The following is a 17154-nucleotide window of genomic DNA, read 5'->3' as shown; positions in this document are numbered from 1 at the left end:
GCGAGAGTGGGGCATGCACCGGCCATCCCAGCCCGCCCTCATCGACGCCCGTGGGGCGAGCGCCGAGGTACGGCCCGGCGAAGTGGTGAGCCGGTGCGATGCCGGCTCGGGCGGGTCACCGGATCAGGCGGGTCGCCGGAGGGTGCCGGGGGAGGACCGGGCGATGCACGAGCTGTCCGTCTGCCGATCGATCGCGGACGTCGTCACCCGGCACGCGGCCGGTCGGCCGGTCACCCGGGTGCACGTCCGGGTGGGTCAGCTGCGCCAGATCGTGCCGGAAACCCTCGCCTACTGCTGGGAGCTGATGAACGCTGGGCCCCCGGAGAACGCTGGGCCCCCGGAGAACGCTGGGCCCCCGGAGAACGGCGCCGATCCCCCCGGCGGGTCCGTGCTGGCCGGGTCCGTGCTGGCCGGGTCCGTGCTGGCCGGGTCCGTGCTGGCCGGGTCCGTGCTGGCCGGGTCCGTGCTGGAGGTCGAGAGCGTGCCGGTCAGTGTGTGCTGCCGGGTGTGCGGGACCCGCGGCGAGTTGGCGGACCGGGCGCTGCGCTGCGGCACCTGCGGCGCGGCCGGCGTCACCATCGTCACCGGCGAGGAGTTCCTCGTCACCTCGTTCGAGGTGGCTTCCGACCCAGTAGTTCCCGACCCGGCGGCTCCCGGCTCGGCAGCTCCCGACACCGTGGAGGCGTGACACGCCGTGGGTCGCTTCCATCCCCACCCGGAAGGGGCGCATCCCCACCCGGAAGGGGCGCCGCACGAGTACTCGGGTCCGCACCCACCGGCCGGGGTGTCCGTCGGGGACCATGCCGGCTATGGCACCGGGCCCGAACGGGTCGAGGTCCTCGAGCGGATCCTCGGGGAGAACGAGCGGGTCGCGCTGGCGAACCGGGCCGCCTTCGACGCCGCCGGCGTCACGGTGGTGAACCTGATGTCCGCTCCCGGCGCCGGTAAGACCACCCTGCTGGTCGGGACGCTGCGCCGTCTCGGCCCGCAGCTGCGGGTCGGGATCATCGAGGGCGACATCGAGACCAGCATCGACGCCGACCGCCTCGACGGGCTCGGCGCGGCGATCGCCCTGATCAACACCGGTAACGGGTTCGGCGGGGAGTGCCACCTGGACGCGCCCATGGTCGCCTCGGCGCTGGGCCGGCTGCCCCTGCGCGACCTCGATCTCGTCGTTATCGAGAACGTCGGCAACCTGGTGTGCCCCGCCGAGTTCGAGGTCGGGGAGGACCTGCGCGCGATGGTGTTTGCCGTCACCGAGGGCGAGGAGAAGCCCCTCAAGTACCCGGTCATGTTCCGCTCGGCCGACCTGGTGCTCGTCAACAAGACGGACCTGCTTCCCCACCTCGACTTCGACCTTGACGCGTTCCGGAAGAACCTCGCCGACGTCAACCCGGACGTGGCTGTGCTGGAGGTCAGCGCCCGTACCGGCCAGGGGGTCGACGCCTGGTGCGCGTGGCTGCGCGCCCTACCCGGACAGCGCCCGGAGCCTACGATCGGCGGGGCCGCGCTCGATGACGACGGGGATCCAGCGCGGGCGGGCGCTCGACGGCGGGCGCCTGGAAGGCGACGGTCTCGACGTCCGTGACCGCGACATCGATGATCTCGACATCAGACAGCCCGAAGTCGGGTGCCTGGAAGAGGCGGATCGTCAGAGGCGGGGGCTCCTGCCGCGGCAGAGAGCGCGGCGGCTCCGACGCGGAGAAGAGGGGGATCGAGGCGGTGGCGATGAGATGTCTCGCTTTCGGGGTGGGGCTGCCGAGTGGAACGAGGGGTAGGACGTCAGGGCGGTGACAGGCTTCTCCGCGGGACCTTCCGCCGCCTACGTGGCGTCTTCGGGTTCCGCGAATCGAAGCCTCACGGCGTCAGAGACGGGACATCTTGCTGAACGGGCTCAGAATGCGTTCCTGCTGGGAACCGAAATCGACGAGGACGGCGACTTCTGCTTCGACCCCGGTTACCTGGCCGAGACCGTACATGTCGTGGGTGACCCGGTCTCCTACGGCGAACCGCTTGCACGGCGGGGTGACCGGGGCCTTGAAGGGGCTGGTGGACAGACGGGGCCTGGGTAGCGCTGACTTGGTCATCGCCTCCAGTATGCGCCTGCCGCACCGGGCGCCGCTGGTCGTCGTTGACGAAGACCAGACGATCACCGCTGCTCTCACCGGCCATGGCGCCCGGACGAGCGAGGTTGCCGACCTGCTGCCCGCGCGTGTCGCCGGGACTCTACCGGCCGCACCCTTGAGCGCCTGGCCTTTATCTACCGAGTGTTATCGAGTGTTACCAGGCGTGTGGGGCGCCGAGGTCGTTGATCAGCTCGGCGAGGACGAGTTCCTCGTCCACTCTGATCGCATGGTGCTCCAGCGCGGGGCGCAGGTCGGGGTCCCAGGCCGCGTCGACCGGCCGGCCAACCAGCTCGCCGCCGGTCACCGTGGTCAGCGCCGCCTGATAGGACCGGGCGTCGAAACGCCATGGCCGCCAGCCGATCCGTTCCCGCAGGCCGTTGGCGATGCGGATGCCGCCCCAGTCGAAGTCGCCATGGTAGGCAAACCGCGCGCCCTGGCCGGCGAGCGCCGCGAGCAGGCTGATGACGGCGGCCGACGGCTGGCCGTTCACGCACACCAGCGGCGGGGTGCGGCCCGCCAGCTCGTCGGCGGCGCTGGCCAGCACGATCGGATTCTCGCACAGGTACACCACTCCGAGGCCCACCCCGAGGTCGCCGCGGTCCTGGCCCGGGCCGACCTGGCGCAGAGTGAGCACGCAGGGCTCCCCCGCCTCGCGACAGATGGCCAGGATCCGGCCGGTCGGGCTGTCCGCCCCGCCCGGCAGACCCAGGCAGAGCACCGTGGACGACAGTTCGTCACGGTGCACCCCGACAGCGGCCCACGCGGCGCGACGGCCCGCGGCCGAGCCGTCACCCGCAGGGTGGGATCCGCCCAGTACCCGGGCCGCCGCCAGGGCCAGCGTCGCCAGCGGCCGGCCGTCGTCGAGCGCGTGCGCGTCACCGGTGCTGGTGGCGGCCAGCCGGCCCAGCGCCACGCCGGGTGAGGGCAACGCGTCGAGCACCCGGAGCAGGTCGGCGGCCAGCGGCCCCGCCGCGTCCGGGGTGCCAGCCAGCCGGCGCAGCAGGCCGGTGCTGTCCAGCCAGGACCGCCAGGGGGTGAGTTCGGGGCGCCGGGCGAGGAGGTCGTCCAGGGGCTGGTGCGCCTGCGCCCAGGCTCGTGACTGCGCCGCGGCCAGCTCCGCCCGCTCCGTGACATCCCCGGTGAGCTGGCGGACGGCGGCGGCGAGTCCGTCCGGCGCGGCGCCGCTGGACCGCAGCACCGCGTCGACCTCGTCCAACGACACGGACAGCGAGGCGCCGGTGCCGGCCCGGCGGCCCAGCAGCCGCTCGACCCCCCGCCGCTGGTCCGCGCTGGCCCGGCCGAGGGTGACCGTCCCGGTGAGCGGCCGGCCCAGCTCGATCCTGCGCCGCACCCGGTCGAGCAGCCACGCCGTGTGCTCACCGCCCAGCAGACGACGCAGCCGTTCCACATCGCGGGCGGCTTCCGTACCGCGGGAGGCCCCGGTCGACGACGCGCTCACTCGAACGGCAGGGGCTCGGTGTTGCCGCTCTGCGCCGGACGGAGCGGCTGGGGCTGGTCGGGTTGGTCGGGCTGGTCGAGTAGCTGGGGCTGGTCGGGTTGGTCGGGCCGCTCGGGCTGGTAGGGCACCGGCCGGTCGACGCGGGTGCGCTCGTGCCCGTCCCACCGCCACGGCGTGACGAGCACGGCATCGATGCCGTCCCGGCGGGACAGCTGCGCGATCGCCAGGCCGGGAACCTGCGGGTAGCAGCCCCACTCGCGCTCGCTGGTCATCACCACATCGAGGTCGAACGCGGCGAGCAGACCCAGGCACTTGGCCCGCGAGTCGTCGTCCACTCCGGCGAACGCCTCGTCCAGGGCGACCAGGCGGGGTGCGTGCCGGTTGCCGGAGGAGTCGTAGAACGACGAGGCAGCCGCGAACAGCGGCACCGACGCCGCGAGCACCCGCTCACCACCGGACGCCGGACCGCTCGCCGGCCGCCACTGACCGTCCTGGAACCGCTGCACAGCGAACTCGTGCCAGTCGCGGTAGTCCAGGGCACGGGTCAACTGCTCGGCCCATCCGCCGGTGGTGTCCGCGCTGTGCTCCCGGTTGATCTCCTCCTGGAGGAACGCGCCGACGGCGGTCCGCTCGGCGGGGCTCCAGGCGTCGGCCGTCTGCCGCAGCAACCGGTCGCGCACCGCGCCGAGCCCCTCGGGGGCGCTGCGCGCGACCCGCCACTGCAACCGCAGCCGCATGCCGGTCGACGTGGGCCGCTGCGCGAGGTCCGTGTTGATCCGGCGAACCTGGCCCTCGGCGTCGCTGATCAGTTCCTGCAGGGCGCCGGCCACCTCGTTCACAAGGTGGTTCTCCAGGATCTCGCGTTCCTTCGCGGACAGCAGCATCGCCCGCTGCCCGGTCTCCGTCTCCAACGCGGCGACCAGGGCCGGGATGTCCTGCTTGCGGCCCTGGAACAGGACGTCGACCACGATCACGCCGTCGGAGACGACCATCCCGACCGAGTGGCCGTGCCGGGACAGCGCGTCGGTGAGAACCTTGTGCTCGGCCGACACCCGCTGCTGCGCCAGCTCCCACCGGCGGTCGGTGTCGTCGACGTCGTCGAGGGCGGCGTTGACCGCCCGGGCGAGCGTGATCGCGGGGTACGGTGCCCAGCCGGCAGCCGGGTCCGGGATCTCCAGGTCCGGGACGGCGACCGCGAGCAGGCCGGTGGCCGCGAACGCCCGGAGCCTCGCGACAGCCGCCTCGCGTTCGGCCGCGGCGGTGGTGATCGCCTCCCGCAACGTCTCACGCCGGCCGTGAGCCCGGCCCCGGGCGTCGAGCGCATCCCGTTCGGCGGCCCGGGCCTGCTTCTCCCGCTGCCCGCACCGGTCGAGTTCGGTGTCGACGGCGGCCAGTTTGCGGAACAGTTCGTCGACGGCGGCGCCGGCCGTCTCGACCAGGACCCGGTGACGTTCGGCGGCCGCGTCGGCCTGCGTCTGCGCCTCGGCGACCGCCTCGGCGGTCTGTTCCTGGCGTTCCAGCGCGAGGGTGAGTTCGTGTTCCGCCTCGGTCGCCGCGCGGCGGGACCGGTCCAGCGATTCCGCCGCCGGCCACAGCGCGGCCAGCTCCGCCCGGTAGTCACCCAGGGCGTCCCGGACGTCGGCCAGCGCGGCCGGCTCCGCGGGCAGGCGCACGTCGCCGGCGAACTCCTCGGCCGCCGCCCGCGCCTCACCCGCGGCCTGCTGCCGGCGGGCCGCGACAGCGGCCGCCTCCTGGTGCTGGGCGTCGATCCGCCGCTTGGCCTTGTGCTCCGTGGCCAGCTGCGCGTGCGCCTCGCGCAGGTCGCCGTCGGAGGGCCGGGCCCCGTGCTCGGCGGCCAGCGAGAGCTGCCGGTCGGCCAGCTCCGCGGCGGCCGCGGCCAGCTCTTCGAGCCGTAGCTCGATCCGGGTCGCATCGGCGCGCAGGTGGTCGAGCCGGACCCGCCTGGCCGCCTCGCGGGCACCCTCACCGATGTAGCCGGCGGTTTCCTTGCGCCAACCGCCGGTCAGGACCCCGTTACCGAACCGGCCGTCCACGGTGACCCAGGTCTCGGTGCCCGAGGTCCTGTTGGCCGTCGTCCCGTTGGCCGTCGTCCCGTTGGCCGCCGGCCCGTGGACCAAGGAGCCGCCGGCCGGGCCGGGCCCGCCGCGCAGGCCGATCGTCGCGAGGACGGCGGCGACCGCGGTGTCGCTCAGCCGGGCCGCGCGTGCGTCGTCGCGGTCGATCGCCGGCGTGAGCACCGCGGCCAGCCCACCCCCCGGCGCCGGCCGCCCGGGCGTGACCAGAACGTCGTCGCTGACGGGGTCGTGCAGCCGCCCGTCCGGGCCGACCCAGGCGTCGAGGATCCCGGCGGCCTCCAGCGCCGCCTCGATTCCGGCCCGGTGCTCGTCGGGCACGCCGTCGACGAAGTCGACGACCTTCCACAGCGGGGCGCCGTCCCGGCCGTCCCGCCCGTGCTCGTCGCGGGTGTGCGGGGCCGGCGGCGAGTCGTGGCCACCGGCCGCCAGCCGCTCGATCTCCTCGGCGAGCCGTTCGAGTTCCCGCCGGGCGGCCGTCTGCTCGCCGTCGAGGACGGCCTGCCGGCGCCCGAGGTCGGCGGTGGCCAGCCGCGCCGCCCCGTCCACCGCGGTGGCGACCGGGTTGGACCCGTCGAGTGTGTCCACCCAGCCGGCCAGGGCCGCCAGCGCGGCGTCCGGGTCGGCCGGCCGCAGGTACGCGCAGCCGGCCAGGTAGGCCGTGCAGGCCACGACGAGGCCCGCCCCGCGCTGGGCGGTCAGGTCCTCGGCCGCCGCGATCCGCTCGGCGGCGGCCTGCTGCTCGGCAGTGATCCGGTCCAGGTCGTCCCGGGCCGCGCGCAGCGCCACGCCGGCGTCGGCCGCCGCGCGCAGCAACCCGTCGAGACGGTTCACGGCGGTGCCCTGCTGCCCGACCAGGGCCTCGGCGGATCGCCGGGCGTCGCGGTACGGCGGTTCCCCGCCGTCCAGCTCGGTGAGCACCGCGGCGTGCCGGCCGGTGACCAGGGCGGCCTCGGCCGCCAGCCCGGCGGCCCGGATCGCGGCGTCGAAGCCCGCCGCGTCGGCCTGGACCGTGCGTTCCGCACCCGTGAGCCGGCGCTTCCGGTCGCCGGCAGCCTCGGCCGCGGCCCGGCTGTCCCGCTCCCGCTGGGCGGCGAACCGGGCGAGCCGCCCGGCATCCTCCTCGGCGCCCCGCAGCGCCGCCGCGTCGCGCATCTCCGGGCTGTCCCGCAGCGCGTCCCGCCGGGCGGTCAGTGTGGCCTTCGCCTCCTCCACCTCGGTGAGCGCCTGCTGCGCGGCCGTCAGGGCCTCGACCGCCGCCTGATGCGCGGCGTCGGCCTCGGCGAGATCCCGCCCGTGCTGCTCGTAGCGGCTGTGCGCCTGCCGCGGCGGCGCGGCGTACCGCTTCGCGGCCACTCGGGCGTACCGGCGGTAATGGGTCAGGAATGCCTGCGCAGCCGTTTCCGCCTCGGCGAGGGCGCGCAGCGTCTCCCGTTCCTCGTCCAGACCCCGGAACGCCTCGGCCACGATGACCACGAGCGCGGGGTCCAGCGGCGGCAACGCCTCGGTGAGCGCCCGGGAGAGCAGCTTCTCGTCGGGCTTCTTGGACAGTTGCGGCTGGCGTAGCTGGATCAGGAGGTTGACCAGGGCCTCGTACCGGTGCCCGCCGAGACCGAACAGCGCTTCGTCCACGGCACGGCGGTAGTCCGACGCGGTGTCGTACACCGCGCCGTGGCCGTCGACGGCTTCTTTCAGTTTGTCCCTGGTCAGTGGCACCCGGGTCGGGCTGACCAGGGACAGCTGCGGACCGATCCGCTGGCGGGTCACGAAGAACCAGTGCCGGACGATGCCGCGCCCGCTGACCGCCTTCAGGCCGGCCCCGATCGTGCGGTACTCGGGGATGCCGTCACCGCCCAGCCGGCCGAACTCCAGCCAGGTGTAGCCGAGCCGCTCGGGATGCGGATGCCGGCCGCCCAGCAGCAGGTTCCATTCCATCCGCTTGTTGCGGTCACCGTCCGGTTCGACCCGGTGCGCGGCCAGCTCGCCGTCCAGCAGGAACGGCAGCGTCAGCGCCAGGACCTTCGACTTGCCGGTACCGTTGTTGCCCCGCAGCAGCAGCCGCCCGTCGTGGAAGTGGAACTCTTCCACGTCGTAGTAGAAGAGGTCGACCAGGCCGGCGCGCAGCGGCTGCCAGCGGTCCTCCCGGGCCGGTACGGGAATCGAGGCCGACGCCGGTGCCGGTGCGGGAATCGAGGCCGGTGCCGGTGTCGCGGGCATGCGGGTCGAGGTGCTCATCGGCGGCTCGTCTTCTTCCTTCTGGCCGGACCGCTTCTGACCGGGCCGGCGCCGCCCGCCCGGCCGTCGTGGATCGTCGGCGCCTCGACGGCGTAGCGCGCGATCGCGGGCCGGGCGAGCACTGCCGGCGGCTCGCCGGCCCGGCCCGGCACGTCCGTGACCAGCCGCAGCGCGCGCAGCTTGTCCAGCGCCATGGCGAGCAGCTCGGCGTCGGCACCCGGTTCGGTGACGCCCCGCCGCCAGTAGGTGGAATGCTCGGCCGCCATCTTCCGAACGTATCCACGCAGCCGGCCGACCGGCACCGGCTCCGCGGGATCCGGCCGGGTGGCGAGATACTCGGCGACTAGCAGGGTCACGTGGCCGTCGGTGCGCTGTTCCGGCATCCGTACGTCGGTGAGCTCGTCGTCGGGGTCGACCATCGCGATTCCCTCCGCGCGCATCTCGGCGATCAGACCGGTGGCGTCCTCGATCCGTCTGGTGATCGCCCGGCGCTGGCTGATCAGGTAGGCGCGCTCGTCCTCGGCGAGCTCGTCGTAATAGACGACGGGATCATCGAGCAGCCGGCGGGTCAACCGGCGGCGAAGCGACCGGTTGCGCAGGTCGTCGGTGTCGGGGACGGGCTCGTGGGTCAGCTCGGCGAGCCGCGCCCCGATGTCGTCGGCGTCGATGGTCGACGGGCCGCGGGTACCGGTCAGCAGCGACGCGAGCACCCTGCGGCGTACGTCGTACAACGCGTCGCCGCTGTCGCGCAGATAGGCGTCCTCCTCGCCGGCGACCCGATCCAGCACGCCGAGCGTGAGCAGCAGCCGGACCACCGCCACGAGGTCGGAACGTTCGTCCCGGCGGCTGAGGGTGAAGGTGACCCCGGTGCGGGCCAGTTCCGGGTCGCTCGCCGCGACCAGCACCCCTTCGGCCAACCGGCCGAGGGTGATCTGGGTGTCCGCCCCCTCCAGCACTGACAGCGCGAGGCACAGCAGGACGTAGCGGCGCCGCCCGAACGGCGCTCGGCCCTTCCCCTCCCGCGCCGGGTGCGTGTCGTCCTGGATGGTCGCCGCCGTCTTGAACAGCCGCGCCGATTCGGCGTCGACGACCAGCCGCCAGCCGGTTTCGGCGGCGAGCCACTCGCGCAGCTCGGACGCGTGCCGGCGGACCAGCCGCAGGACCTCGTCGTCCGCGCCGGCGGTGCGTAGCGGCCCGGCCAGCAGCGCGCGCAGGGCCCTGCGCCGCGCGGCCCGGTTCTCCTCGGCGACCGAGTCCGCCGTCATCCGGACACCCGTCCGGTCTCCAGCAGCTCGAGCCGGTCCGGCCCACCGGCGAGTACGACCGGAGCGAGGCCGTCCATCCGGCCATTCAGATCGTTTTGCCGGTTTCGGTCATTCCTGTCGTTCGAGTCGCTCCAGTCGTTCAGGTCGTTCAGGTCGTTCCAGGCCGCCGGACGCGATGCCGCACCGGCCAGGTCGACGATCTCGACGGTGTGTTCCGGGCCGTCCAGGACGCCATCCTCGGTCTCGATCCGCGCCACCCCCCCGCCGGGGACGAGGGTGAGGCGGATCAGGACCGTGCCGTCGCTGGACGTGGTCTCCACCTCGGTATCGCCCGCCAGCCTGGCGGCGAGCGCGTCCCCGAGCAGGCCGAGGAACAGCCGGAACGCCTGCCGGTCCAGGACGCCGAGCTGGGACAGCAGCACTGGCCCGTCGGTGGCGAGCCGGGCCCGAGCGGACGCGGCCTGCTCCGCCTCCCGCGCGGCCTGCTCGGCGAGCAGCCGCCGCTGCCGCGCGCGGTCCGTGACCCGGTTCGGCGTTCCGCGCCGCTCGTAGGAACCGGTCCGGCGTAGCTGCGGGCTGATCCGCATCGGCGGCGCATCCTGCCACGGCGTGTTCGGTGTCGGCTCGTCCTCCTGCCAGGCGGCGACGGTCTCCTGGCTGACGGTGAGATGCCGGGCCGAGGCCAGGCCGAATGCGGCCCGCCACAGCCGGTGGGCCGCCGCGTCGTCAGGAGCCTCGGCAAACCAGCGAGCGAGCGTGCGGAAGTCCGCCGACCGGTCCGAACGGCCGGTACGGCGCTCGTTGAGTGCGGCGACGGTATCGATGAGCTGGGTGATCGCGGTGATAGCCGCGCCCCGCAACAACCGTGCCTGGGAGGGACGGCGTGAATCCGCCGACACGAACCAGTCGTGCAGGCCGCGCCAGCGGTTGCGCCAGCCGTCCAGGGCCGCGGCGACCGCGGCGTCGTAGGCGGTCCGAATCCGCTCAGCGTCGGTTCGCCCGGCTCCGGTCCGGCCGGAATCGGATGCCCCGGAGCCGGATGCCCCGGAGCCGGATNCGGATGCCCCGGAGCCGGATGCCCCGGAGCCGGATACCTCGGGCACGTCGGGCACGGCGTCGGTCGCCTCCCGACGGGCCGCGAGTAGCAGCAGGCGTTCGACGCCGGCCCCCTCGACCTGACCCAGCAGGGTGGCGATCTCCGCGCCCCGGTTCGCCAGCTCGGCGATGAACCGGTTGATGTAGTCGATGAGCCGTTGCTTGTAGGCGAGGAACGCGTCCACGTCACCGTCCGAGAAGTCGATCACTCGGCGGAGGGACGTCATGAACGCCTGAGCGTTGTCGGCCAGTCCGGTGAACCGCTCCGCCAGCCCCAGCAGCAGCAGGTGTACCTTCGCCGGGTCGAGATCGGCGGCGTCGCCGGCCGTCATCTCCACCAGGGCGCGCAGCTGGGCGGCGATGTCCTCCAGCGCCACCGACTGCAGGGCGCCCCGGCGGCCGATCGCCACCTCGTAGACGGCGATCGCCTCCTCGGCCGCCTGCCCGGCCGGGGTCAGCTGGTACAGGTAGCGCGCCCGGTGGAAGTCCGCCACCGTGGTCACCCGGCCGGTGTCCGGGTCGGCCCGCAGGTTGCCCCACTCAACGAGCTTGTCCAGCGCGGCGACGATCGACTCGGTCTGCCCCGGCCGCCCCAGATCCGCGATCACGTCCTCGGGGCGCATGTGGACGATGAACCGGTCCCGCGCCCGCGCGAACGTCGTCAGCACCTCCCGGTAGACGTCCGCGTTGGGGGCGCTCAGGTGCGCGAACGGCTGCCGGGGCGGCGCATCACCGCCGGCTGCCGGCCCGGTCTGTCCGTCGCTCGTCACACCGCCCAGTATCGCCCACCATGCTACCGCGTGAACGGCGGGTGACCGGCTACCAGTGACACTGCTGGGGAAGACGGGAGTCTGCGGGGTCGTCGGTGGCTGAAGCGACGGCCGAGTCTGGCAGGCCTGGACCAGCACCTCGATGCCTCACCTACTCCGCGAACTGATCGACATGCTCGCCGCCGGACACCGGCTCTGCTTCTACCTACCCAGTAGGTCACAAACCATGAACTATCGATCACGGCAAATCGCCGTCGATTACGTTGGAGATTGCTGCGATTCACGTCATTGGTGAAAGGATTAGAGCCCGATGGCGGGGGTATCTCTGGCTCGCAATCCAGTGGGGAACTTCCCCGAGGAGATGGCGGTGCGACACTGGAGGGGGCGGAAATGGCGCTCAGGAAAAGCCCGAAGTATTTTCTGATGGTTGTGATCGTTGCGCTCGGGACAATTTTGTCTGCGGCTCCTTCGATGGCTTCTCCGCCGAGAAGCGCGCCTGGCGCGGTCCATCGCAGTGATGTACATTGTTATTGGCGCCATATGAGCGGTCACTGGGTCTGGAGGCATGGACACCGGACCTGGATTCCCCCGCGCACGGTCAGGGTCTGTCGCTGAGATTCCAATAAAACAGGCATCGATCGCAGGAATCCCTGCGGTCGGTGAGGAGATCTTTTAGAGACAAGTGTTCCGTCCTTGTGCGCTCGCGCGGGGACGGAACGCCAAGCCTCGGATGCCCGTTACAACGTCCGCCTCGCCCACGACCGAGGATGAAGAACTGTGCGCCGTGTGGGCCACGGCGCGCCAGCGAGCCTGGCCGGTCGTCTCGGTGGACGAGCGGGAGAGCCTACAGGAGACCCTGGAGATTCTCGCGGACAGTGATGCGGTGGCGTCGATCCGTCAGATGCGTGAGGAGATCGCCCGAAAGGTGGGGACGGTCATCAGCCCCAGCCCCAGCCCCAGCGCCGGCTCAGCTTTCGGCGGGGGGGATGTTGGGGTTGAGCCGGAAGCGGTTCTCCGGGTCATAGGTGCGCTTCACTCGCCGCAGCCGCTCGACGTTGCGCCCCCAGGCCCGTGCCCGGTCGGCGTCGTCGAGATCCGCGTCGCCGCCGAAGTTGAGGTAAGTGCCCGATGCGGCCCGAAGCCTGACGGCCTCGCCGTAGGCATTGCGCACCCAGCGGATGTTTGCGTCGTCTTCGGCGGGGTCCAGCCAGTTTCCGTCGATGCTCAGCAGGTACCGAGCGCTGCGGTCACCGAACGCGGTTTCGGTTGTCCCTACACGTGACATGGCCCCTCCCAGGAGAGGCAGGTGCACCATCGTCGTCGGGTGCGGGCGGTCGTGGCTGATGCGCGCCACGAACGTGGTCGCGTCCTCATCGAGTCTGTCCAGGTAGACGGACTTCCAGTAACTCTGGAGCCCACCCTTGGGGAAGAAGGGATCGAGGGAGGATTGCGCTGTCCGGTACGACCGGGCCTGGCTCATATCGGCAAGCGGCGCGCCAAACCCGGAAAGCGCCCGGCACGCTCGCTGACCCTCGTCCGGGGTGCCGGCATACAGGGCGGCCGTGATGAGCACGTCGCGGTTGTGCACGGCGGGCGGGAGCGTCGGTGCATCCGGCAGCGACCACAGGAGGGCACGGCTGGTGACCTCGTCAGGGACGGTGGACGTCCAGTCCTGCCAGCGGGAAAGCACCTCGGTAACGGCATCGACCGGGTGAACGATCATGCTATTCCAGACCATCGGGCCCAACGGATAGGCCTCGAACTCGAAGGACACCACCACACCGAAGTTGCCGCTCCCGCCACGCAACGCCCAGAACAGGTCCTCATGTTCGGTCCCGTCGCACCGTATGATCTTGCCGCTGGCTGTCACGACCTCGGCGGCGCGCAGCGCATCACAGGCCAGACCGTACTTGCGGTGGAGCCAGCCGATTCCGCCACCGAGTGTCAGACCCGCGACGCCCGTGGTCGACACGACCCCGCCAGGTACCGCGAGCCCGTACAGCTGCGTCTCACGGTCGACGTCGCCCCAGGTCGCACCACCCGCCACCCGCACACGTCGCTGATCCGGGTCGACCCAGACACCCCGCATCATCGACAGATCGATCATCAAACTGTCGTCGGCCGTGCAGGTCCCGGCGATGCTGTGGCCGCCGCCGCGGACAGCGACGAGCAGGTCCCGCTTGTAGGCGAGGCTGACGGCGTCGACGACGTCGGCGGTGCCGGTGCATCGGATGATCAGACCGGGTCTGCGGTCGAGCATGGCGTTCTGGACGACCCGGATGTCGTCATACCCCAGGTCGTCCGACGTCAGAACCTGCCCGCGGAAGATCGCGCGAATCTCCTCGACCGTCTCGTCCGAGAGCGTCTGCCGTTCGCCATCCAGCGTGAGTATCTGTGCCGACATCGAGCGATCTCCCCTCCGCGCCTGCCGATGTCTCCGGTGGGCATCGGTCTGCGTTACTCGCTTCTTACAGGGTGACGCCACGGCTGGATCGTCGCTAGCGTGTTCGTCCCGCAGGACGGCAGCCAGTTCGGCGAGTGCGGCCAAGATTGCCACTCCGAACCCGGCCCACCGCCATCTCGTCTCTGCGCCGGACAGCGGCGTGCCTGCGGAATTAGGAAGCTGGCAGGTCCGTCGCTGGCGCCTGGCGTGGCTGCCGGGGGTGCGGGCGCAGCCCGCCCCGGTCCGCCAGCGTGTCGGTGGCCGGGATCCGGGTCCGCGAATCGGACTGTCGGACCGCTCCAGTAGCGTTGGTCGGCTGTCTATCGGGAGGTCAGTCGTGCTGCTGGAAGGACTCAAGCCAGGGCTGCGCGTCGACGGGCTCATCCCCGCCGAGGTCGTCACGGTCATTGCCGCGCAATGGCACGGTTCCGACGCGCTCGAACTGACCTACAAGACCGCCGCCGGCGGCCTCGGCCAGCAGGTCGTGTTCCGCAAGGACCAGGACAAGCTCAGCGTCGCCCAGACCGGCAGCCGCGCCTTCGATGCCAACGCCAGCGACTTCAAACTCGTGGCCGAGGCGCAGCGCATCTCGCTGGCCGGGCTCTTCGACCCGATGCTCGCCGTCGCCACCAGCGACGTGCAGCCCCTCCCGCACCAGATCCGCGCGGTGTACGGCGAGCTGCTCCCGCGTACCCCGCTGCGCTTCCTGCTCGCCGACGACCCCGGCGCCGGCAAGACGATTATGGCTGGCCTCTACCTCAAGGAGCTGCTGCTGCGCGACGACGTGAAGCAGTGCCTCATCGTCGCGCCCGGCGGGCTCGTGGAGCAGTGGCAGGACGAGCTCTTCTTCAAGTTCGGCCTCCGTTTCGATCTGCTGACCAACCAGCTCATGGACTCCCAGGTCAACCTCAACGTCTTCGAGACCAACCCGCTCCTCATCGCACGAATGGATCAGCTCTCCCGCAACGAGCAGCTCCGGGCCCAGCTCAGGGAGACCGAGTGGGACCTGATCGTCGTCGACGAGGCCCACCGCATGGGCGCCCACTACTTCGGCGGCAAGCTGGAGAAGACCAAGCGCTTCCAGCTCGGGGAGCTCCTCGGCGAGATCACCCGCCACCTGCTGCTGATGACCGCGACCCCGCACTCGGGCAAGGAGGAGGACTTCCAGCTCTTCCTCACCCTGCTCGACAGGGACCGGTTCGAGGGCCGGCAGAAGAAGACCACGGACACCAGCGGGATCATGCGCCGCCTGGTCAAGGAGGAGCTGCTTACCTTCGAGGGCAAGAACCTCTTCCCCGAACGTGTCGCCGAGACCGTTCCCTACGAGCTGACCGCGTTGGAGTACGCCCTCTACGCGGACGTCACCCACTACGTCCGCGAGGGGATGAACCGGGCCGACCGGCTCGGCGGCAAGCGCAAGAACACCGTCGGCTTCGCGCTCACCGTTCTCCAGCGGCGACTCGCCTCCAGCCCGGAGGCGATCTACAAGAGCCTCGTCCGCCGTTCCGAGCGCCTGGAGGGCAAACGGCAGGAGATCCTCAACGGCACCTACCGCGAGTCCGAGCCGACCGTCGACCTGGGCGAGATCGACGAGGACGGGTACAACGCCGAGGAGATCGAGGAGCTGGAGGAGGACCTGCTCGACGCTGCCACCGCAGCGCAGACCGTCGAGGAACTCAACGCCGAGCTGATCGAGCTGGCCGAGCTGGTGAAGACCGCCAAGATCGTCCGCGACGCCGGCACCGACCGCAAGTGGACCGAGCTGTCGAACATCCTCCAGGACGAGGTGCTGACCGCCGACGCCAACGGCTGGCCGCGCAAGCTCATCATCTTCACCGAGCACCGCGACACCCTCGACTACCTCCGGGCCAGGATCGGCTCGCTGCTCGGCAAGCCCGACGCGGTCAGGGCGATCCACGGCGGCGTCCGCCGCGGCGAGCGTCGCCAGATCACCGAGGAATTCACCAAGAACCGCGACGTCCAGATCCTCCTGGCGACCAACGCGGCTGGGGAGGGCCTCAACCTCCAGGCTGCCCATCTGATGGTCAACTACGACCTGCCGTGGAATCCCAACCGCATCGAGCAGCGCTTCGGCCGCATCCACCGCATCGGCCAGGACAAGGTCTGCCGACTGTGGAACCTCGTGGCCTCCAACACGCGGGAGGGTGAAGTCTTCACCCGTTTACTGGCCAAGCTCGACCAGATGCGCCAGGATTACGGCGGCAAGGTCTTCGACGTCCTCGGTGAAGCCTTCACCGAGACCCCGCTGCGCGCCCTCCTGCTCGACGCCATCCAGTACGGCGAGCGCCCCGACGTGAAGGCGAAGATGCACGAGGTCATCGACGCCAGCGTCGGCGATGGCCTCAAGGACCTGCTCGACGAGCGGGCGCTCGCCTCAGAGCACCTCGCCGAGGCCTACCTCCAGCGGCTCCGCGCAGCGATGGATGAGGCCCGGGCCAAGAGGCTCCAGCCGCACTACGTCGAGCTGGCGTTCAAGGCGGCCTTCACCCGTCTCGGTGGCCGGATCGCCAGGCGTGAGCGGGGGCGCTACGAGATCGCGAACGTGCCCCAGCACCTCCGCTCGGCCGGCAGGGGACCGATCGCGACGAAGTACGACCGCGCCACCTTCGACCTTGCCCACTGCGATCACGGCTGCAAGGTGGTTCGTTGGTTGATCGAGTTCCGGCCTGTGCATCGGATGTCTTCCTTCCTGTCGGTAATGCTACGAAAAGCGTGCGAATGCCCACGCACCGTCGGTACCATGCCGGCGCGACACATAGACCCGAGGAGCGGCAGGACCGGGCGAGGAGGCCGTCGTGGCGATGAAGGTCAAGGTGGGCAACTATGCCTATCTGTGGGAGGGTGCTGAGCCCCTCGTGCCGGGGGACCTTGTACTCCTGCCCGAGAACTGGCTCAGTCCCAAGATCCATGGCCCCGGACCCTTCGAAGGCACGGTGACCGCTGTCGGAAGTGACTATGACGGTCCGATCTCGCGGATCATCGCCAAGATCGGGCACGATCCGGAGTGGCAGCCGCCTGCGCCGTACATCCCACCCGCACCGCGCGTGTCCCTCATCCACGAGGGTCGGTATCGAGTTGCCTTGGCCGAGTACGAACGGCAGCGTGACGAGTGGCGCCAGCGCGCAGGCGGGTCCCCGTCTGATCCGGTGACCGTCGAGCGGGCCAGGCTCGTTGTGTGCCCAAAGTGTGGTGCTCCTGAGTCAGGCCCGTGCACGGACGCCATGAAGCCCCGAAAAGCGAACCATCAGGAGCGGGTCCGTCGCTTCCGCGAGTGGATGGAGGAGACCCATCCTCGATTTCCATGGCGCGGAGCGTCGTAGCTGCCAGTCTCGGCCTGATGAATTTTGCATGATGTGCGAATTCCGAGAATAGTCATGCGGACTCGATGCGGCGGATCCAATTTTTGCCGTCTGCGGCTACTGAGCTTTAATGCGGAGAGTCATGTTGACCACAGCTCCTCCCAGGCCAGGCCGGTTTCGGCGAGGAAACCCAGGAGCACCCCGGGCCGGTACTGCAGCCGTTTCAGCCCGTGCTTGACCGCCCGGTGGACGTCGTCGAGGGTGCGGGCGGCCAGGTGCACCAGCGCGGTCCGCTTGATCTGTGACCACACCCCCTCCGCCGGGTTCAGCTCGGGGGCATAAGCCGGC

General features: G+C 71.2%; 8 protein-coding genes and 2 pseudogenes. 3 read left to right on the top strand and 7 right to left on the bottom strand.

Annotation, left to right across the window (positions count from 1 at the left end):
• The first annotated feature begins 13 nt into the window (after positions 1-13).
• Together BMG523DRAFT_RS16395 and hypB are read left to right on the top strand one after the other, a co-directional pair.
• Positions 14-688 carry a hydrogenase maturation nickel metallochaperone HypA gene (locus BMG523DRAFT_RS16395; RefSeq protein WP_051623900.1) on the top strand — a complete coding sequence of 225 codons (675 nt, stop codon included), beginning with the start codon at positions 14-16 and terminating at the stop codon, positions 686-688.
• 6 nt (positions 689-694) lie between these two features.
• Complete coding sequence (hypB, locus tag BMG523DRAFT_RS16390) at positions 695-1588, top strand: hydrogenase nickel incorporation protein HypB (RefSeq protein WP_035911965.1); 894 nt, start codon at positions 695-697, stop codon at positions 1586-1588.
• Positions 1589-1865: 277 nt separating this feature from the next.
• On the opposite strand, the gene BMG523DRAFT_RS16385 is transcribed toward hypB, so the two are convergent.
• The 6 genes from BMG523DRAFT_RS16385 to BMG523DRAFT_RS16360 all read right to left on the bottom strand — a co-directional run bounded on the left by BMG523DRAFT_RS16385 (position 1866) and on the right by BMG523DRAFT_RS16360 (position 13447).
• Positions 1866-2087 carry a hypothetical protein gene (locus tag BMG523DRAFT_RS16385; RefSeq protein WP_035733742.1) on the bottom strand — a complete coding sequence of 74 codons (222 nt, stop codon included), beginning with the start codon at positions 2085-2087 and terminating at the stop codon, positions 1866-1868.
• A gap of 193 nt (positions 2088-2280) precedes the next feature.
• The gene (locus BMG523DRAFT_RS16380) at positions 2281-3585 is read right to left on the bottom strand and encodes a TIGR02679 family protein (protein ID WP_011435531.1); all 1305 of its coding nucleotides are present in this window, start codon (positions 3583-3585) and stop codon (positions 2281-2283) included.
• Positions 3582-7913 carry a TIGR02680 family protein gene (locus BMG523DRAFT_RS16375; RefSeq protein ID WP_134351514.1) on the bottom strand — a complete coding sequence of 1444 codons (4332 nt, stop codon included), beginning with the start codon at positions 7911-7913 and terminating at the stop codon, positions 3582-3584. The genes BMG523DRAFT_RS16380 and BMG523DRAFT_RS16375 overlap by 4 nt, the downstream gene beginning before the upstream one ends.
• Positions 7910-9178 (bottom strand): TIGR02678 family protein, encoded by a 1269-nt coding sequence (locus BMG523DRAFT_RS16370; protein WP_011435533.1) that lies wholly within the window; start codon positions 9176-9178, stop codon positions 7910-7912. The genes BMG523DRAFT_RS16375 and BMG523DRAFT_RS16370 overlap by 4 nt, the downstream gene beginning before the upstream one ends.
• Entirely contained in the window at positions 9175-11043 is a 1869-nt protein-coding gene (locus BMG523DRAFT_RS16365; RefSeq protein WP_235463193.1) for a TIGR02677 family protein, read from the bottom strand. Before BMG523DRAFT_RS16365 ends, BMG523DRAFT_RS16370 begins: the two co-directional genes overlap by 4 nt.
• Positions 11044-12010: 967 nt before the next feature.
• Positions 12011-13447: an FAD-binding oxidoreductase gene (locus tag BMG523DRAFT_RS16360; RefSeq protein WP_011435535.1), complete on the bottom strand. Its 1437-nt coding sequence runs from the start codon at positions 13445-13447 to the stop codon at positions 12011-12013.
• Between the two features lie 376 nt (positions 13448-13823).
• Between BMG523DRAFT_RS16360 and BMG523DRAFT_RS16355 the strand changes: the two are divergent.
• Positions 13824-16121 (top strand): annotated as a pseudogene (locus BMG523DRAFT_RS16355) (DEAD/DEAH box helicase); the annotation flags it as partial.
• A gap of 825 nt (positions 16122-16946) precedes the next feature.
• Here the strand turns inward: BMG523DRAFT_RS16355 and BMG523DRAFT_RS16350 are convergent.
• A pseudogene (locus tag BMG523DRAFT_RS16350) lies at positions 16947-17154 on the bottom strand (DDE endonuclease); the annotation flags it as partial.

The organism is Frankia sp. BMG5.23, from assembly GCF_000685765.2.
Lineage (GTDB): Bacteria > Actinomycetota > Actinomycetes > Frankiales > Frankiaceae > Frankia > Frankia casuarinae.
The sequence above is the reverse complement of the archived record's forward strand: the minus strand, read 5'-3'. Positions and strand labels throughout refer to the sequence as shown.